The organism is Sulfurospirillum diekertiae, from assembly GCF_002309535.1.
GTDB lineage: Bacteria > Campylobacterota > Campylobacteria > Campylobacterales > Sulfurospirillaceae > Sulfurospirillum > Sulfurospirillum diekertiae.
In genome coordinates this window covers 2,238,019-2,256,454 of the sequence record NZ_CP023275.1, presented here as the reverse complement: position 1 = coordinate 2,256,454, position 18,436 = coordinate 2,238,019, and the positions used below count along the sequence as shown (strand labels likewise).

Sequence of the window (18,436 nt, the reverse complement as noted above, 5' to 3'; positions counted from 1 at the left end):
TTTTATTATTAGCTTAGGCGGTTTTAAACGCAGAAAGTGCGTTGCTAAGACTAGTGGAGAGTTTGGCGAGGTGTTCTGCGGCGCTGGCGATCTCTTCGACGCTTCTGGCGTTGGTAGAGGTGAGTTTATGAATGGTTGCAACACGCTCTAGCATAACAGTAGCTTCAGTGCTTCCCTGTTTGGCCTCGTGTGCAGAACCTTCTGCAATGCTTGCCGTTGTATTCATACTACTGACGGTTTTGAGCATCAGCTGTTGGGTGTTTTCTGCACGCTTTCCAAGAGACTGAATCTCTTTCGCATTCTTTTTCATAAGATCGGATGTGGTGTTGACCGATTGGGTAATAACCGCGACGGTAGCGTTACTCTCCACGAGGCTTTTTTGAGTACGTTCTGCGAGTTTTCGCACTTCATCAGCAACAACGGCAAATCCGCGTCCTTGTTCACCCGCACGTGCTGCTTCAATGGCAGCATTCAGTGCCAAAAGATTGGTTTGCTCTGCAATATCGGAGATCACCAAAAGGACTTGTTGGACTTGGGAAACTTCTTGATCAAGTTGCTCTAAACGTGCGGAAAGATCGGTTTGATTGACAACAACGGTTTGAAGATCATTGGAAACAGCAAGGACTTCTTCTGAAGCATTATTGAGTTCATGGGCAACATTTTGCATTACTACGCCTGCATGTTGAGCATTTTCTTCGCTGGTCTGTAAAATACTTGCAACTTTTTTAGTGGTATTGACCGCATGATCGACTTCTTGGTCCGTCTCTTCGGTGCGTTTTCCGATTTGAAGCGAGGTGGAAGAGAGCTCTTCTGCCACAGCGGCATTTTCCATTGCGGTGCGTTTCGCATCATCAATCGCCGTACGTAAGTGATCAAAAAGAGCATTGATTGTGCGCATAATGTCAGCAATTTCATCATTTCCCATAATCTCAATCGAATGGCTCAAATCTTTCGTACGCCCAACGTACTCACACTCTTGTGCCGCTTTGGTGAGAGATTTTTTAATTTTAAGGGCGATGTATCTGAACAGAAAGGTGGTGAACCCCAAAATGAGAAGTGCCATGACAATTCCCACATGTTGTGCCTTGCTGAGTGTGGTGCCTGCATCGTGTTCGATGAGTTTGGAGAGTTCATCGGAATTTTTTGAGATCGAAATGAAAGCGGTTCTGCCGATGTTGGTCAGTTCGGTAAACTTTTGGCCTTCTGGAGTAGCTAGAAATTCAGGCGAGTTCGTCGTCTCTTTGTATTTTTTTAGCATTTCAAAGCGCGGGGTACTTGATGCCTTGAATTCCTCGACACCTTTATGAATGACCTCCAAAAGTTCGATCTCTTTGGCTGATGTGAGCAAAGGTTTGAGGTCGTCAATGGCTTGAATAAGGTTAGTTTGTGCTTGGTAGGAATCATCCATAAATTTTTGATTGTATGAAATTTGATAGCCTCTAGAGTACATCAAAAGCTCTGCTGTATAGCGTGGAAGTTTACCGATGGTCTGCACTTTTGCCACGGCTGTTTGCGCATGATTACCGTTGGTAATCAGCAAATAACTAAGCCCAAGAGTGCCTATGAGAATAATCGCCAGTAAAAAAAGCAGTTTTGCTTGGATGGTTTGAAACATAAAATGTTCCTTATATTTAGAATTTAATTTATTATTGTTCTAATTGTAGTTGTTCTGTGTGAGATTTGGCGTGATATTGACGTTACATGTCAAGAGATTTAACCCTTGATAAACATGTACATACCAAGGGTTTATGAGCAAAAGCGGTGTTAATGGAGTATGAAACCTCGCATGGAGAGGCTGGCATTTTGGAAAAAGGGTGTGATGATGTTGACTTCATCTGCTTCTTTACGTGTCCCTGCGATGTAAAGCAGCGGTAAATAGTGGTCGATGGATGGGTGTGCTGTTTTAAAATCAGGGCATAATGACTCAATTCTGATCAGTGCATCCGTATCGTTACATGTAAACGCTTTGTCGACAAAATTGTCAACATTTTTGGCCCATTCTACGGCGGGAGCATTGATGTTGTAAAAATCAACCAGCCCTAAATTGTGCGTGATATTACCACTACCTATGATCATAATGCCCTCTTCTCGGAGCACTTTAAGTTGCTCACCCATCTTTACATGTAAAGCGAGTGGAAGGTTTTTATTGAGGCTGAGTTGTATGATCGGAATGTTGGCTTTGGGAAAGAGAAAGTGCAATGGCATCCATGCACCATGATCTAATCCGCGCTCTATCAAAGGCACATCCAAAAGATCACCGATGCGTTTGGAGAGGGTATTATTGGTTGGCGATGGATAATTCAGCTCATACAAAGAGGGTGGGAAGCCGTAAAAATCATACAACGTCTCATACGCAATACCTGAACTGATACTCACAGCCGTTTGTGTAGTGTACCAGTGCGCGGAGATAACCAGAATGGCTTTTGGGGTAGGAAGCTCGCGTGAGATGGCTTCCAAGGCTTCAGTGAAGCTATTTTCCAAGATTAAATTCATGGGTGATCCATGCCCCAAAAAAAGGCTAGGCATAATTTCTGACATTACGGCTCCTTAGGCAGTTTTAAACACTGAAAGTGCATGACTTAAGTCGTTGGAAAGTTTAGAGAGGTGTTCAGCGGCACTTGCAATTTCTTCAACACTACGAGCATTAGTAGTAGAAAGTTGGTGAATGTTATTGATACGAACTAACACTTCATTTGATTTGGTACTTCCCGCTTTAGCGTCTTTTGCCGTACCCAGAGCAAGCTCTTTTGCTTCATTCATATTGTCTACGGTTTTGAGCATTAACGATTGGGTTGTCTCCGCGCGAAGTCCAAGCGCTTGGATTTCCTCTGCACTCTTTTTCATCATTTCGGTTGATGTGGTGACGGATTGAACGATGACAGCAACGGTTGCATTACTCTCCACAAGACTTTTTTGGGTACGTTCAGCCAGTTTACGCACTTCGTCGGCAACGACAGCAAAACCACGTCCATGTTCCCCTGCACGCGCTGCTTCAATGGCGGCATTAAGAGCCAAAAGATTGGTCTGTTCTGCAATATCGGAGATAACAGAGAGTACTTGTCTGACTTGTGAAACTTCTTGATCCAGATGCTCAAGTCTACTGGAGAGATCGGTTTGACTGACCACAATGGTTTGAAGATCGGACGAGACGGCTAAAACTTCTTTTGAGGCATCGCCTAACTCATCGGCAACACTGGCAATCATATCGCCTGAATGCGTAGAACTTTCTTCGCTGGTTTTTAAGATAGAAGCGACGGCTTGTGTGGCTATGACGGTTTCATCAACTTCTTTGGCGGCATCTTCCGTACGTTTGCCGATCTCTAATGAGGTTGAAGAGAGCTCTTCGGCAACGGCAGCATTTTCTAAAGCGGTACGCTTCGCACCATCAATCGCGGTACTGAGTTGAGAAAGGAGGGTGTCAACCGTTGTCATCATTTGGGAAATTTCATCATTACCAAGGGTTTGAATCGTATGACTTAAGTCTTTGTTTTGACCAATATAATTACATTCATCGGAAGATTTTCGGATGGAGCGTTTAATTTGACTGGCAATAAACCAGAATAAAAAAGAGACCAGACCTGAAATAACAAGAGCCATCATAATACCAATGATTCTAAACTTTTCGAGTTGCGCATCTTCATAAGCCATAATAGCATTTGAAAATTTTGTCACTTGATCTTCAAGGGAAATATTTTCAGTATGAAGTTGCGCGGTTAATTGCGTAAATTTTTTACCATCAGCCGATGCAAGAAATTCGGGTGAAGTGATCTGTGTGGTATATTTTTTCATAATTTCGATACGGGCTGCATTGGTTGTATGATGTTTTTGAAGATCTTCTTTAATTTGACTTAAACGATCAATGTTCTCTTTAAACTGAAGTCTTTGTTGCAATGTATCAAGATTGTCAGATAGATTTTTATAAGAGAGGTTATAGGAGTCCAATGATTCTTGATCAAAAAAGAGTTGATAGCCTCTTGCGTACATCAAAAGTTGCGCCGTATATTTGGAAATGTCTCCTGTCGTTTGGATTTGACTTGATGCTTTTTCCGCACCATTGGTGTTGGAAATGAGTAAATAGCTAAGACTCACAGTGCCTAAGAGAACAACAAAAAGCAAGAAGAAGAGTTTAGCACGAATCGTAGTTAACATAAAAAATCCTTATGGGTATAAATTAAAAATTAGCATGCAATTATACATCGGTATACTAAACAATGCAATAACGAAAGCTGTGTATGGTGCTGTAAAATAAGTAATTTGGACGAGTTATGAAGAAATTGTGAGTTTTACATGTAAAGAGCATAATGGAAGATTGGGATCATCCAAATCTTCCTGTGATGTACTCTTCTGTGAGGCGTTCTTGCGGATTAACAAACATATCTTTGGTCGCACCTAGTTCTATGAGTTCGCCTAAATACATAAACGCGGTATAGTCTGAAAGACGTGCGGCCTGTTGAAGGTTATGGGTGACAATAATGACAGTAAGTTGTTCTTTAAGTTCGATGATTAACTGCTCAATGGCTAAGGTTGAGATAGGATCAAGTGCACTGGTAGGCTCATCAAATAGCAAAACATCTGGCTCAACCGCAACGGCACGAGCGATGCAAAGACGTTGTTGTTGTCCTCCTGAAAGCGCTGAAGCGCCATCTTTCAAGCGATCTTTCACTTCGTCCCAAAGTGCCGCACCACGAAGCGCTTTTTCCACTTTTTCTGCCAGTATTTTTTTATCTTTCTGCCCTTGTAAACGTAAACCATAAGCGACATTGTCAAAAATGCTCATCGGAAAGGGGGTTGGTTTTTGAAAAATCATCCCTATTTTCATGCGAAGTGCAATCAAATCAATCTCTTTATCTAAGAGGTTTTGGTTGTCATTGTGAAAGCGAATTTCTCCTTCGTAGCGATTTCCTGGGTAGAGGTCATGCATACGGTTGAACGATCGAAGCAGTGTTGTTTTGCCGCAACCACTCGGTCCAATAAGAGCCGTAACCTTTTTCTTTGCAATAGGCATATCGACTGATTTGAGGTTGGGCTCATCTTTTCCTGCATAAAAGAAATTAAAATTTTTAACTTCGAGCTCAAGCGGATCATTCATGGTAATAATCGTAGACATAAAATTCCTTTATTTATTTCTTTTCTTAATGAGAAGGCGACCACCAATATTAATGGCAAGAATGGCAAAGGCTAAGATAGCCGCACTTGCCCAGCCGATGGCTTGCCAATCTTCGTAAGGGCTCATGGTGTAGTTGAACATCGTTACGGTGAGCGATGCCATGGATTCGGACATGTCGAGTGAAAAAAAGTTGTTGTTAAAGGCAGTAAAGAGCAGTGGAGCTGTCTCACCTGCAACCCTTGCAACCCCTAAAAGTATACCTGTGGTAATGCCTGTAATCGCCCCTTTATACACTACTTGGATGATGACTTTCCATTTAGGAGCACCCAGCGCGTAGGCCGCTTCACGGAGTTCAATGGGAACGAGAGCTAGCATGTCATCGGTGGTGCGAATAATGACAGGAATCATGATGATGGCGAGTGCAACACTGCCTGCCCATCCTGAAAAGTGCCCAATCGGCATGACCAAGATACCATACACAAAGACACCCACGATGATTGAAGGGGCTGACATCATGATATCTGAAATGTCGCGTGTAAAATTGGCAAAACGTGAATTTCTACCGTATTCACTGAGGTAGGTTCCTGCTAAAAGTCCCATCGGCACCCCAATAATGGTTGATGAGAGCGTAAGCATTAAATGCCCTACTAAAGCATGACGAAGACCACTGGGTGCAATGCCTGGAGGTGCACCATCTTTCATAAAAAGATCAAGGGATATATGGGAAAGTCCATTCACCAAAAGCACCCCTAAAATCCAAAAGAGAAAAAAGATACCAATCGCGGTTGCGAAGAAGGCAAGGGAAAGGGCGATGATGTTGGTGATTTTTCGTTTTTTATAAGACGTATTAACCATTTTTTCTCACTTTTCGTAAAAAGGCAAATTTAGCAACGGCGATAACCGAGAAACTGACGACAAACAAAATAAGCGCTAAATAAAAGAGGCTAGAGTAGTATAAATCGCCATCGGCTTCACTAAATTCATTGGCCAAAATAACCGGAATGCTGGTCGCTGGCTGTAGGATGGAAGAGGGCATGTTGGTGCTATTGCCCATGACAAAGGTAACTGCCATTGTCTCACCAAGCGCACGACCTAACGAGAGGATGATTGAGCCAATGACACCGACTTTAGCAAAAGGGATAATGACATCTTTGATGACATCCCATTTGGTAGCGCCCAGTGCATAGGCTGATTCTTTGAGAATGTCGGGTGTGGTATCCATGGCATCACGCGAAACAGCGGCAGTAAAAGGAATGATCATAATCGCAAGAATGACACTCGCGGTCAGTGTACCAATACCTGAACTATGGGTTAGCTTTTGAATGATGGGCACAAAGAAAAAGAGACCCCACATACCATAAACGATGGATGGAATTGCAGCAAGAAGTTCTATCATAGTTCCAATCAATGCTTTGAAACGTCCTCTTGCAATTTCAGAGAGAAAAATAGCAATACCAAGGGCAATGGGTGTTGCTAAAACCATAGCAATGGTCGTACTGGAGAGTGTTCCATAAATGGCTGGAAATGCTCCAAATTTTTCAAGGTTAGGCGCCCAATCAGTATCAAAAATGAATTTGAGTCCAAGGACATCAATGGCAAGTTTAGCGTGGTCATACAAGACATAAAAAATACTCACAAGAATTAAAAGTACGGAGAGTGACATCACTCGTGAGAGATTTTCAAATATAAAATCGCCAACATTAAAGTTTTTCATTGGTTCAATGGTTCCTTGTCTTATCAAGATAAAAAAGTACGCTAAGCAAGGGGAAAACCCTTGCTTAATAGTTGAGTATTATTTAGCGCCGTTAGCTTTCCAATAAGCAACAATAGCGGTAATTGTCTCTTTTGGAAGGGGAATATAACCCAATTTTTGTGCTTCTTCTGCACCTTTTTCAAACGAGTAGTCAAAGAATGTTGCTACTTTTTTGTTTTCAGCTACTTTTTCCGTTGGCAATAAAATAAACGTTGCCGCTACGATTGGATAGGTTTCTTTACCTGGTTGGTTCGCTAGGATTTGATAAAATCCTTCTTCTGCTTTCCATTTAGCATTGGCTGCCGCTGCTTTAATCGTTGCAGTGGTTGGTTTTACCCATGTTTTTTCAGCACTTTGAATCGTTGCCATAGGAAGGCTGTTTTTCTCAGCATACGAAGTTTCAACATAACCGATTGAACCTGGAGTTTGTTTGATCATGTTAGTCACACCCTCGTTACCTTTTCCACCGATACCAATTGGCCATTGAACGGTTTTACCCAAACCCACTTTTTCATGCCATGCTGGACTAATTTTATCTAACCAGTAAGTGAAGTTCCATGTCGTACCACTACCATCTGAACGGTGAGCAATAGTGACTGCTAAATCAGGAAGTGTAACGCCAGCATTGTCTGCTACGATTTTTGGATCATTCCATTTGGTAATCGTACCCATGAAAATTCCCTCAACAACAGCGTTCGAAAGTTTGACTTCTTTACCTTCAAGTGTTGGGATATTGTAGGCTAAGCCGATTGCACCGACAACCGCTGGAAATTGTAATAATTTATCTGCCGCAAGTTTAGCTGGCTCTAATGGCTCATCGGATGCACCAAAGTCTACGGTACGTGCTTGGATTTGTTTAATTCCACCGCCACTACCGATGGATTGATAATTGACTTGAATACCGGTTGCTGCCTCATACGTATGAGCCCATTGGTAATAAATTGGAGCTGGAAAACTCGCACCTGCGCCACTAATTTTATCTGCTGCAATAAGGCTAACCGCTGCTAATGCAGAAAGAAGGAGCATTTTTTTCATAGAAATCCTTTTTGTCAAGTTTGGTTTTGTAACGTTCAAATTTTAGTGGGATTTAATTACGATTTGATTACAACAGGTACAGGGTTTTATGACTCAATGGAGATGGATTTTCAAAAAGAAATAGTTAAAAATCTTTCTTAAAGATGAATATCCAAAACGCTTTATAGGCAACAATTTCTAGGGTTTTAGGGGGTAAACTTCTTTAGTTAGCTTTTACATGTAAAGCATTATAATCCAAAAAAGTGGATATTCCAAAAATAACACATCCTTTTGAATTTTCCTTCAACCAACAAGGAATGAATAATGCTTTTTTAGGCTTTATGTAGCATATGGTTTTACATGTAAAGACACATAATAACGTTGATAGCAAAGTGGGGTTTATGGAAAGTATAGGAAGTTTTGTCAATATCAAAAGTCACGATTTTCATTTTCACGGTTGTTCAACCTGCGAAGGACATTGTTGCAATGGGGCTAAAGGGTTTGCCGCGTCTCCTCTGATCTTAGAAGATTTCGAAGAGGTTTATAAAAATTTTCCGATTCTTTTTAGTGTTAAAGAGCAAAAACTGGTGGCGTATGTTCTTTTAAATGATGGAAAGAATTATTGTAAATATTATGTTAACCAACAATGTAGCATCTACTTGCAAAGACCACCTGCATGTAAGCTTTACCCTGTTAGTCCTTATTTTGAGCATATATTGATCGACACCGCTTGCCCTTCTGTCAATCAGGAGTCTGGATACTCTTTATGCCGTGATGGGCAGTTAAACAGTGCATTTGCAACCAAAAGATTAGAAAATTTCGTTGAAAAACTTGAAGCAACTCATGCTTTTTTTGAAAGTATTCACAATTTGGATCATTTTGAATATGTGGGTGATTTATTGGGAATATCGCTTCTAAAATACACACAACCCAGTGATAATCAATACATCAGAATGCACGTAGAGTCTTTAAAACATTTCTGGCTCTATACGCAAACGAAAGATCAAGAATTAGAGGTTTCTTAGCCCTCCCTAATGTAAGGGAATGTTCATAATTTCGCCCAGAAAAGGATGGAGCATCAGGACATTTTGCTCTTGTGTAATTTTCAGCGATTGGATGATAGGCTCTAACCAATGATGGGGCGAAAGCCTGAACATACTCCAGTGAATGGGAACAAAAAACGTTGCTTGCACATCTTTGATCGCTTGAACAGTCTGCTCTGGCATCATGTGGGCATTCATCCAGCGTTTATCATACTGACCATTTTCCATAAAAGCCACATCAAATGCTCCATAGCGTTCACCAATCTCTTTAAAATGGGGACTGTACGCCGAGTCTCCACTGAAAAAGACGTTTGCATGTTTTCCTTTGATCACCCATGAAGCCCACAGTGTTTTATTGTGTCCCAGAAGGCTTCTGCCTGAAAAATGGTGCGCAGGGGTGGCTGTAATGTGTATAGAGTCCATTTGATAGGATTCATGCCAATCAAGCTCTACAATTTTTTGCTCCGATATTCCCCATTTCATCAAATAGTGCTTAATGCCAAGAGGTACCAAAAAGCGTGTCTCCTTGTCTTTAAAAAATTGGACACTCTTTTTATCTAAATGATCATAATGATCGTGTGAAATAATGATAATATCGATAGGAGGCAACTCTTTAAGCATCAGTACGGGTGGCTGAAAGCGTTTAATGAGTCCTTTGATCGGCGAGGCATAGCGTGAAAACATAGGATCAAAGAGCACTTTGATGCCATCGATGTTGAGCAGAACCGTAGAGTGCCCAAACCAGATAAATTTGAGCCTATCGCTGGCTTTTTCAAATACTTCAAGATTGGGTTTGATTTGTGGTATCTTGCTTGTGGGGATTTTCTGAGCTGATTTGTAAAGAATTTCCTGAACTGCGCGAAGGCTTTGCTTCAAGGTCATTTTAGGTGTTTTAATAGGATAGAGATTATGAAAGCGTTGTGTTTTAGGATCAAAATTAAATGTGTTCATAGGGAATCTTTGTTTGAATATAAAGGTGATTGCATCATCAAGTGTAGAACAATTCTCTATAAAAGTTGCATATTTCAATAAAACTTTTACATGTAACAGATTACATGTAAAAAATTAGGCAATATTTTCCGCATCGTGATGAACCGTTTTTGCATATGTTTTAGGTGGAAGTCCAAACATACGCACGTATTCTCTGCTAAATTGCGATGGACTTTCATATCCAACGGCGAAAGCAACATCGCTCGCGTCAAGACCTTGCGTTAAAAGCATACGCCTAGCTTCTTCAAGTCTTAGTGTTTTTTGAAACTGCAACGGGCTCATGAGAGTGACTTTTTTGAAGTTATGGTAAAGCGAAGATTCGCTCATTGCAAACGTTTTGGCAAGATCTTTTATATTAATATTTTCGGCAAAATCATTTTTAATTTTTGAAATAACTTTCACAACTTGTTGTGTACTACTGCCATCCATCAAATATTTTCGCAAAAATTCACCACCTTTATCGCTCATCACGATGTACAAAAGCTCTTTCATAATAAGAGGAGCCATAAACTTGATGTTTTGAGGTGTCTCAAGCAGGCGCACTAAGCGTATGAGTGGATCAAGCAATGGCATGTTATTTTCTCCAAAACAGAGACCACGTTCGGGTGTTCGCATAGCCACACACATCGTTTTGGGTTCCGTTTCTTTCATCACTTCAAAAATATCTTCCATCGTAAAAGTAAGTTTCAATGAGATAAAAGGATGCTCTGTTGAAGCTTCTGTAATGCGAACGCGTGTGGGCATGTGTGTGGAAGAGAGCAAATAACCCGAAGCATCATACCGATAGTACGTTCCTCCCAAGAGTAAAATTTTAGCGCCCTGTAACACAAGGCACAAGGAGGGTTCATAAATGGCAGGAATGCACTCGGTGTTTGTCGTTGTGGTGTAAAAACTTAACGAGGGAATGGCAGTTTTCATCGCGCCTTCTTCATCGCGTTTTGCCAAAATAATTTGAATGAGCTCTTCTTTGTAGCGTTTGGAGGATAGATCCATCAGAAACTCCTTATTAGAAAATTATAACACGTTCACAGGGATAAAGAATTTTCAATGCCATTTTCGCGACAAGAGTAATAGCGCAAGTGCCACCAATACAAAAAAAATGGCGATGCCATACAGAGAATGAATCGGTAAATGGGCAATGCTGATGCCTCCAAGTGCTGCACCAGTGGCAAAGCCAAATTGGACAAATGAGATATTTAGGCTTAACAGTATGCCAGAAGCTTCAGGCGCAATAAAGGCTAAATGAATACTCTGTGCGGGTCCAAATGTCCATGCCGCACTTATCCAAATAAGAAGTAAGAGCGATGTCAAAACCAGTGAATGGGACACCAAAAGAAGAAGTACAAGCATGACACAAGAAAGCGACATACTACCTATGAGCGTGGGTGCAATGCCGACGTGATCGGCTAAAAAACCTGCGAGTTTTGTTCCAATAAAACTCGTAATTCCCAGCGCTAATAAAATCGTGCTGATTTCGTGTTCGCTGATCGTACGGATGGAAAACAGAAGTGGCATGATGTACGTGTTAATCACGGCATAACTGATAAAAAAGAGAAACGTTACCCCAAGGGCAGACAAAATTTTGGGCTGTTTTAGATATAACAGTTGCACCTTTAGCGCAATAGGCGTCTGCGAAAGTGTTTTTGGAATACTTTTATGTATGACCACCAAACAGAGCACACTCACAATGCCAATCATCCAAAAAATAGTTTGCCAGTTCGCAACAGCCGTAATCATACGCCCTAGAGGAATTCCCAAAACCAAAGCGAGGCTAAAGCCCATGGCGATGTTTGCCATGGCAACCCCTTGTTTGCCTTTTTCGGCAAGTTGCGCACTGATGCCATACGCGATGACGATAAACACACCCGCACCCGCACCTACAATCATACGAGAGATGACAATGAGAAGGTAACTTTGAAACAACAGCATCGCAAAGATGCCGATAATGAAGATAATCAACGAGAGGATGAGTTGTGTCTTTTGACTCATTTTTGCCGTGATCATTATGATGAAAGGAGCACCAATAGCGCTGGCAAGGGCATACACACTCACGAGTTGCCCTGCTTTGGAAAGCGAAATATTTAAGGAAGTGGCGATCTGGTCTAACACCCCTACAATAATATATTGTGAGGTGCCGACCAAAAAACTCATAAAAGCGAGTAAGTAGATTTTTTGTTGATTGCTCATAGCTTACTTTTTGATATAGTTTGTTTCACGCTCATTGTAACGAGGTCCCACATTGGGATAGCGTTGAACGATAGCTTCTATGGCTTCTAAATCCAAAAGGCTTAAGTTCACATCAACCGCTCCTGAGTTGTCTTCCAAATACGTTCTTCGTTTGGTTCCAGGAATGGGGATAATATTATCGCCTTGAGCGATGACCCAAGCAATGGCTAGTTGTGCAGGGGTGCAGTTTTTTTCAGAAGCAAACTGTGCAAAAGCTGCGGCAAGGTTTTGATTGTTCTTCAAATGCTCACCATTGTAACGAGGCAGTGTCTTTCTAAAATCGCCCTCTTTAAGAGTCGTTACATCCAAAGCATTGCTCATCAGTCCACGACTGAGCGGTGAAAAAGGGATAAAACTGATGCCAAGTGCTTTGGTTAGGGGTAAAATCTCGGCTTCCACGCCGCGTGTTAAAAGAGAATACTCACTTTGTACGGCACTGATGGGATGCGTCGCATGGGCTTTTTTTAAATCCTCAGGCGTGCATTCACTGAGTCCCAAGTAACGTACTTTTCCCTCTTTAACGAGTTCACTCATTGCCCCCACGGTCTCTTCAACAGGAATATTCGGGTCAACACGATGGGCATAGTAAAGGTCAATCGTATCAATACCCAGTCGTTGAAGGCTCTTTTCAACCGCCTCTTTGGCGTGTTTGGGTGAAGCGTCCACATACATCTCAAAAGCATCACCGTGTGTTTTTCGTGTGCGGAAGCCAAATTTAGTTGCGATAAAAATTTTGTCACGATTGGGAACGAGGACTTTGGAAATAAGTTCTTCATTCACGCCATTGTCATAAATGTCCGCCGTATCCCAAAAATTGATGCCAAGTTCCAAAGCACGGCTCAGTGTGGCAAGGCTTTCCTTATCATCTTTTTGCCCATAGGCAAAGCTCATACCCATACAGCCAAGACCGATGCTTGAGATTTTACTATCCGTTTTTCCAAGTATTTTAGTCTTCATTGATGTCATCTCCATGTAATCATATTGGTGATGAAAGTATAAAACGAAAAGGTTCTGGGAGGGTAGAACGATTGTGTAATATCATTGCCTAATTCTGCAAAGAATTGGGCTTAGAGAAAGGTGATAAGCATTTTACATGTAAAGATTTTGCGCTTTACATGTAACTCTATTTTCGCTTTTGCAACAGCGCATTGAGCGCATCGGCGAAGGCTCGCTTTTGTTTTTCACCAATGGCACTAGGACCTGTGGTGATTTCACCCGCATCTCGGAGTTCTTGCATTAAATTGCGCATGGCAAGAATACTTTTGATGTTGTTTTCATCGTAAATCGTGCCTCTTGGATCGAGGGCAAGAACCCCTTTGCTGACCAGTCTGTCGGCTAAAGGAATATCCGCTGTAATGACTAAGTCTTCACTTACGGCATGTTCGACGATGTAGTGATCGGCTTCATCTGCACCTTGGGAGACAATGATCATGCTAAGCAGAGGCGAGTCTTGAAGCGGTATTTTTTTATTTGCCACAAAATGGGTGGTAATGTTACGCTTAAAGACGGCTCGAAGCAGAATCTCTTTAAGCGTATTGGGAAAGGCATCGGCATCAACGTAGATCATATCTTTTACCTGTTTCTTCTTTTTTCAACGTATTCACGAGGCGCATTGTCTCTACGGCGTGGTTGACCTTGTGGTTTACTCCCACGACCTTGCTGAATAGGCTCTGCTTTAATCTCAGGATTCGGTTCAAATCCCTCAACGATTTCGCGTTCAAACTTTTTGTTGACGAGCTTTTCAATGCCTCGTAAATACTCATGTTCATCTATACACACCAAGGAAATGGCTTCACCATTGTTGCCAGCACGCCCTGTTCGCCCAATTCGGTGAACGTAGTCTTCTGCAATGTTTGGAAGTTCAAGATTGACAACATAAGGAAGTTGGTCGATGTCCAATCCTCGTGCGGCAATATCGGTTGCCACAAGCACTTTAACGGTGCCATTTTTAAAATCCGCGAGCGCTTTGGTTCTGGCACCTTGACTTTTATTGCCATGAATGGCAGCAGAGTTGATACCAATCTTCGCAAGGTACTCAGAAACTTTGTTGGCATGGTGTTTGGTGCGTGTAAAGACCAAAATTTGTTCCCATTTGTTTTCTTGAATCAGCTTAGCGAGTAAGGCAGTTTTACGCTTACAATCGACCATAATGACGCGCTGTTTGACTAATTCACTGGAGGTATTACGACGTGCCACTTCGACGATGACGGGATTTTTTAAGATGGATTCACAGAGTTTTTTAATGTCATCGGAGTAGGTGGCTGAAAAAAGCAAGTTTTGGCGTTTGGCTGGAAGCAGGGCAATGACACGGCGAATATCTTTCACAAAGCCCATGTCTAACATACGATCGGCTTCATCTAAGACAAATGTTTCAATATGTTTAAGATCGATAGTCCCTTGAGACACATGGTCCAACAAACGACCCGGTGTTGCAACAAGAATATCAATACCCGCGCGGAGTATCTGAATTTGAGGGTTGATGCCCACGCCTCCAAAGATCACCGCGCTTTTAAAGGGAAGGTATTTGCCATACGCTTTAACGCTCTCTTGCACTTGTGCCGCAAGCTCTCGTGTAGGTGTAAGAATCAGTACGCGTAGAACGGGTTTGACTTTGTTACGTGGTTTGGCAGAGAGAAGCTCTAAAATTGGAAGGGTAAAACCCGCCGTTTTTCCTGTTCCTGTTTGCGCACCAGCAAGCATATCGCGACCTTCTAAAATAGGCGGAATCGCTTTTTCTTGAACGGGTGTTGGGGTTGTATAGCCTTCATCTTGAATGGCTTTTAAAAGAGGGGCACTAAGATTGAGTTGTGAAAATAACATAAATTGGGGTTTCCTTTTGGATTGTCATAAAGAGACGTTGTGTCACAGTGGTTTATCGACTCGAAAGAGTGTTACATGTAGACGCTCCCTTCCTTAATATAAAGAGAGGGAAATATATAAATAAGGCTTGGTGTGTCACGCAAGACCTTAAAAAACTAGAGGAATATTCCTCGTATGGATAGCATATCATAGCCTTTTCTTCATTAATCTTACGCATCCAATGCCCTAAAGGCGCTCTCATGCGTTTGATTTTTTTAGCTAAGGTGTTTGAGTTGTTGTTTCAAATCGACTAAGAGCCCATTTTGTCGCAAGGCAACATACTGTCTTATCTTGGTTTTCATAAAGGTATTGGGTTGAATGTTGAGCACAATGGTTTCGTTAATAATGCTAAAAATCGTTGCCTTTGCCGAGATCATGGTTAAAAAGCCTTTGATGGTAGGAATCTGAAAAGAGACATCAAACTCTTTGTCAACAAGCTCTTTATGGATGAGTTTTTCAATGTCGACAAGCTTTACATGTAAAACAACAGAACTCTCCGAAAGGGTGTCTACATTGCCATCAATACATTTGATTTTGTTCAGTAAAAGTGTCGCATTAATGGGCTTTTGTGGCTGTACTCTGGTGTAACTTCGATCGAGTGGGGAAGCATCTAAAAATTCCAAATTGGCAAGTACGAGAAGTGATTTAGCTGGATCAACTTTAATAATTTTGGCTTTAATGATATTGGGGATTCTATCATGTTGAATAAAGGTAAAACTCTCTTTAGTGTAGTAAAAAATCTTAGGCGCGCCGACAGTTAGTTGTGCAATGCCTTCATCAAACTTGGCGATATTTGCCTCTTCTTTGATGGAGATACCATTGTAAAGGTTGTACAACGTGACTGCTTTTTCTTTGTGCAAAATAGAGGTGAGAACATCATTTTTATTTTGGGTTTCATAAAAATCAAAATCCAGCGTACCGTAAAATATTTTTTTACGAGTAGAGAGGCGCGACATGATGTAGTATTTATCCAAACGATCCAGTAAACTTTTGTAAGTATCGCTTGCATCAAAAAGGGTCATACCGATGTTTTTGATCTCAATTTTGAAGTTTTGTTTGATGTTGTGTTCTAATTTTTTGAGCATTTTTTTGGCATAATGGATTTTAAAATCGCGCAAAATAATTAAAAAAGTGTCATTTCCTTGTTGTAATAGCGTTTGAAATCCAAGTTCTGTATGAATAAATGCGATCAGATCCTTAAAGAAAAAGGCATCTTCTAAATCGACTTCAAATCCAAATTTAGCGATACAAAAAGAGGTTTGATGGGCTTTTGCAAAGGTGATATTTGCCTCAACAATGCCTCGATTGAGGTAGGTGTTAATGGATTCATAGTGACTACTCATCATCTATCCTTCTTCGTAGTATAATCCCATTGTGTTAATAGTCCATGAAAAGCAAACTTAAAATTTTTAAGTATTAAGGTGATAGTTAATCTCTTCATGATATAAGGGGAGATAAAATTATACTTAAAAAAATACAAAAAATGTGAGAATGATGATGACTCCGAAATTTGAAAATGATCTAAAGCGGTTTTATGAACTTCTAGGGGAGCGCCAAAGGGCTCTTGGGAGTTATTTTAGTATTGTGGAATCTGAAGATTGTGACAAGCGTATCGAAACATTGATCGATACCTTTCTAACAAGTATTGAATTAAGTTTAATTCGTGAAAATAGGGTCGCAGCACTCACTCGTCTGATTAACCTTCGTGATGAACAGATGGTTCAAGCGTTAGAAAAAGAGGCTAAAGATGAGGTTTTCATCACCCAAGCGAAAGAAAAAGCGTATGTGTGGGTAAAAGATTTCTACCTCAAATGTCACAATGAACTGATTATGCAAGTACAAAAAGAGTGGCTATTTTCACCTTTTTATCGTCGACTTTTAAGAGGAGTCCATGAAGTAGGCGTTGTGATGAGTGCGTGGCAATCGCACTGGAATGAACACATTATTAATACCATCAACCCACTTCTCGAACTTGAATACAATAAAGACGCTCAAGCGATTGCTGAAATGTTACATGTAAAAGGGTTAATGGATCCAGATCCTTCAGGAAACGACGGTGATAGGTCGTATTCTGTTTTGGAAAAAGTAGAAGGCGGCTATATTGCAAGAGCTTATGCAACAGCTTTTCCAAAAGAGGTTTCACAGGTTCGAAATACCCTTCAAGATTTATGTGATGATCTCTCTGAAATGGATGATCCAGACTTGGATCAAAAAGAGGCGTATATTAGCTATCTTAAAGCACTCAGTGATGCTTTCAGCGAAGAGGAACGCAGTGAACTGATTGCAAAATGGGCAGAAGTGGATCGTAAATGGATGAAGATTACCTCTCCAATTCAAATTGGGCATCCTTTGGAATACTATGAAGATCACTATAAGAAGGCGGTTGCATTAGAGTGGGATGTCAGGGTTTCTAACCCTGAAGACAAAGGTGCTTACGTAACGTATGAGCGAATTTTGAAAATGATCATTCGTCTGTTTGATCAAAATAATCTTGATGCAACACAGATCAAAGAGATAATGCTTTTTAATTTGAAACGTGTTCAGCTGTACATCGGAAGACCTGCTCTTTTTTATGCGGCAGAGTTTAATGGACTTTTTTCAGCACAAGTGGTTCCCAATGATGAAACGGTCAGTCGCGAACTTGGCAAAAAGATTTTTGCCTTTTCCGATAACATCTTAGACTCTTTGCGTGATAAACCCTTTTTGAAAATCAATCAAGAGGTCTTAGGTAAAGATTTTATGGATAAAGAACGTGAACTGATTTATCATGATGCAAAAACATGGCATCAAGTGTATGAAGTGACAACGATTGGGCATGAATTTGGGCATATTTTGTGGATGGATCATGACACTGAAGCGAAGATGAATCAAAGCGGCGTCTTTAAAAATATTGAAGAATTTAAAGCAACGACAGGTGGTTTGGTTGCGTTTTTTATGCAAGAAGATGAGAGTCTCAAAGAGGCAATTTTACGTGATACCATTAAGCGTTCTATTGGTTTAATTGGCTGGATGAAAACAGGTGAAGTGGAGCCGTATTACTGCGAAGGGTTAATTCATTTGACGGGACTTTTTCAAAGTGGTGTTCTGACTTTTGATCAAACATTGCGGATTGATCTTTCAACCAATACCTATGAAACGCTTAAAGAGTGGTACCTTAAAACCTATACAGAACTTTTGGAACATTACCTCGCCAAAGCAGATGCTAAACTCTTTTTAGAGCGCTATGCACGTAAAGAAGAGGGTATATACTTTCCTAATGACCCTCGTGTGCACTCCTTTGTAGATTACTATTGGGCATTGCATCAACGCATGGGACGCGATATTGACGAGAGTGTCAAACGTTCAGATTGGCTTTAAAGGTTATGTCAAAATTATGTCTTACTTGTAGGGGTTAGTTTAATATTTAAGTGATATAATTTGTTCTCTATTTTTTAGTAGGAGTTG

The 18,436-nt window shown here is 41.0% G+C and carries 16 protein-coding genes; 2 read left to right on the top strand and 14 right to left on the bottom strand.

All coding sequences use genetic code 11. The features are described 5' to 3' along the window. Positions 1–13: 13 nt before the first annotated feature. From SJPD1_RS11545 to pstS, 7 genes are all read right to left on the bottom strand, one after another. Positions 14–1,615, bottom strand: coding sequence for a methyl-accepting chemotaxis protein (locus SJPD1_RS11545; protein WP_096047296.1), 1,602 nt, complete (start codon positions 1,613–1,615; stop codon positions 14–16). A gap of 149 nt (positions 1,616–1,764) precedes the next feature. After that, positions 1,765–2,538, bottom strand: coding sequence for a dioxygenase family protein (locus tag SJPD1_RS11540; protein ID WP_096047295.1), 774 nt, complete (start codon positions 2,536–2,538; stop codon positions 1,765–1,767). Positions 2,539–2,547: 9 nt separating this feature from the next. After that, positions 2,548–4,149, bottom strand: coding sequence for a methyl-accepting chemotaxis protein (locus tag SJPD1_RS11535; RefSeq protein ID WP_096047294.1), 1,602 nt, complete (start codon positions 4,147–4,149; stop codon positions 2,548–2,550). Positions 4,150–4,315: 166 nt separating this feature from the next. Next, positions 4,316–5,107, bottom strand: coding sequence for a phosphate ABC transporter ATP-binding protein PstB (pstB, locus tag SJPD1_RS11530; RefSeq protein WP_096047293.1), 792 nt, complete (start codon positions 5,105–5,107; stop codon positions 4,316–4,318). Between the two features lie 9 nt (positions 5,108–5,116). Continuing rightward, on the bottom strand, positions 5,117–5,962 hold the full coding sequence (gene pstA / locus SJPD1_RS11525; protein ID WP_087439291.1) for a phosphate ABC transporter permease PstA: 846 nt from the start codon (positions 5,960–5,962) through the stop codon (positions 5,117–5,119). Further along, a complete protein-coding gene (pstC, locus tag SJPD1_RS11520; protein WP_087439290.1) occupies positions 5,955–6,821 on the bottom strand; it encodes a phosphate ABC transporter permease subunit PstC in 867 nt (288 codons plus the stop codon). The genes pstA and pstC overlap by 8 nt, the downstream gene beginning before the upstream one ends. Positions 6,822–6,899: 78 nt before the next feature. Then, positions 6,900–7,895, bottom strand: a complete 996-nt coding sequence (pstS, locus tag SJPD1_RS11515) for a phosphate ABC transporter substrate-binding protein PstS (protein WP_096047292.1) — start codon at positions 7,893–7,895, stop codon at positions 6,900–6,902. A 380-nt stretch (positions 7,896–8,275) separates the two neighbouring features. Here pstS and SJPD1_RS11510 point away from each other — a divergent pair, with 380 nt between their 5' ends. Further along, a complete protein-coding gene (locus SJPD1_RS11510) occupies positions 8,276–8,899 on the top strand; it encodes a YkgJ family cysteine cluster protein (RefSeq protein ID WP_096047849.1) in 624 nt (207 codons plus the stop codon). Between the two features lie 6 nt (positions 8,900–8,905). On the opposite strand, the gene SJPD1_RS11505 is transcribed toward SJPD1_RS11510, so the two are convergent. The 7 genes from SJPD1_RS11505 to SJPD1_RS11475 form a co-directional block, all read right to left on the bottom strand. Next, entirely contained in the window at positions 8,906–9,868 is a 963-nt protein-coding gene (locus tag SJPD1_RS11505; RefSeq protein ID WP_096047291.1) for an MBL fold metallo-hydrolase, read from the bottom strand. Between the two features lie 114 nt (positions 9,869–9,982). Further along, positions 9,983–10,900 (bottom strand): AraC family transcriptional regulator, encoded by a 918-nt coding sequence (locus tag SJPD1_RS11500; protein ID WP_096047290.1) that lies wholly within the window; start codon positions 10,898–10,900, stop codon positions 9,983–9,985. 51 nt (positions 10,901–10,951) lie between these two features. After that, the gene (locus tag SJPD1_RS11495) at positions 10,952–12,094 is read right to left on the bottom strand and encodes an MFS transporter (protein WP_096047289.1); all 1,143 of its coding nucleotides are present in this window, start codon (positions 12,092–12,094) and stop codon (positions 10,952–10,954) included. 3 nt (positions 12,095–12,097) lie between these two features. Continuing rightward, complete coding sequence (locus SJPD1_RS11490) at positions 12,098–13,090, bottom strand: aldo/keto reductase (protein WP_096047288.1); 993 nt, start codon at positions 13,088–13,090, stop codon at positions 12,098–12,100. A gap of 166 nt (positions 13,091–13,256) precedes the next feature. Continuing rightward, a complete protein-coding gene (locus SJPD1_RS11485) occupies positions 13,257–13,700 on the bottom strand; it encodes a YaiI/YqxD family protein (RefSeq protein ID WP_096047287.1) in 444 nt (147 codons plus the stop codon). Between the two features lie 5 nt (positions 13,701–13,705). Continuing rightward, positions 13,706–14,953: a DEAD/DEAH box helicase gene (locus SJPD1_RS11480; protein WP_096047286.1), complete on the bottom strand. Its 1,248-nt coding sequence runs from the start codon at positions 14,951–14,953 to the stop codon at positions 13,706–13,708. Positions 14,954–15,207: 254 nt separating this feature from the next. Next, positions 15,208–16,335 carry a hypothetical protein gene (locus tag SJPD1_RS11475; RefSeq protein ID WP_226372195.1) on the bottom strand — a complete coding sequence of 376 codons (1,128 nt, stop codon included), beginning with the start codon at positions 16,333–16,335 and terminating at the stop codon, positions 15,208–15,210. 151 nt (positions 16,336–16,486) lie between these two features. Between SJPD1_RS11475 and ciaB the strand changes: the two genes are divergently transcribed. Beyond that, positions 16,487–18,349: an invasion protein CiaB gene (gene ciaB, locus SJPD1_RS11470; RefSeq protein ID WP_226372194.1), complete on the top strand. Its 1,863-nt coding sequence runs from the start codon at positions 16,487–16,489 to the stop codon at positions 18,347–18,349. Positions 18,350–18,436 lie beyond the last annotated feature (87 nt).

Excerpts from the sequence above, each read along its gene's own strand:
- SJPD1_RS11480 (WP_096047286.1), bottom strand. The coding sequence starts at position 14,953 with ATGTTATTTTCACAACTCAATCTTAGTGCCCCTCTTTTAAAAGCCATT.
- SJPD1_RS11500 (WP_096047290.1), bottom strand. The coding sequence starts at position 10,900 with ATGGATCTATCCTCCAAACGCTACAAAGAAGAGCTCATTCAAATTATT.
- SJPD1_RS11485 (WP_096047287.1), bottom strand. The coding sequence starts at position 13,700 with ATGATCTACGTTGATGCCGATGCCTTTCCCAATACGCTTAAAGAGATT.
- pstS (WP_096047292.1), bottom strand. The coding sequence starts at position 7,895 with ATGAAAAAAATGCTCCTTCTTTCTGCATTAGCAGCGGTTAGCCTTATT.
- pstA (WP_087439291.1), bottom strand. The coding sequence starts at position 5,962 with ATGGTTAATACGTCTTATAAAAAACGAAAAATCACCAACATCATCGCC.
- ciaB (WP_226372194.1), top strand. The coding sequence starts at position 16,487 with ATGATGACTCCGAAATTTGAAAATGATCTAAAGCGGTTTTATGAACTT.
- pstB (WP_096047293.1), bottom strand. The coding sequence starts at position 5,107 with ATGTCTACGATTATTACCATGAATGATCCGCTTGAGCTCGAAGTTAAA.
- SJPD1_RS11545 (WP_096047296.1), bottom strand. The coding sequence starts at position 1,615 with ATGTTTCAAACCATCCAAGCAAAACTGCTTTTTTTACTGGCGATTATT.
- SJPD1_RS11495 (WP_096047289.1), bottom strand. The coding sequence starts at position 12,094 with ATGAGCAATCAACAAAAAATCTACTTACTCGCTTTTATGAGTTTTTTG.
- SJPD1_RS11490 (WP_096047288.1), bottom strand. The coding sequence starts at position 13,090 with ATGAAGACTAAAATACTTGGAAAAACGGATAGTAAAATCTCAAGCATC.
- SJPD1_RS11505 (WP_096047291.1), bottom strand. The coding sequence starts at position 9,868 with ATGAACACATTTAATTTTGATCCTAAAACACAACGCTTTCATAATCTC.
- SJPD1_RS11540 (WP_096047295.1), bottom strand. The coding sequence starts at position 2,538 with ATGTCAGAAATTATGCCTAGCCTTTTTTTGGGGCATGGATCACCCATG.
- SJPD1_RS11535 (WP_096047294.1), bottom strand. The coding sequence starts at position 4,149 with ATGTTAACTACGATTCGTGCTAAACTCTTCTTCTTGCTTTTTGTTGTT.
- SJPD1_RS11475 (WP_226372195.1), bottom strand. The coding sequence starts at position 16,335 with ATGAGTAGTCACTATGAATCCATTAACACCTACCTCAATCGAGGCATT.
- pstC (WP_087439290.1), bottom strand. The coding sequence starts at position 6,821 with ATGAAAAACTTTAATGTTGGCGATTTTATATTTGAAAATCTCTCACGA.
- SJPD1_RS11510 (WP_096047849.1), top strand. The coding sequence starts at position 8,276 with ATGGAAAGTATAGGAAGTTTTGTCAATATCAAAAGTCACGATTTTCAT.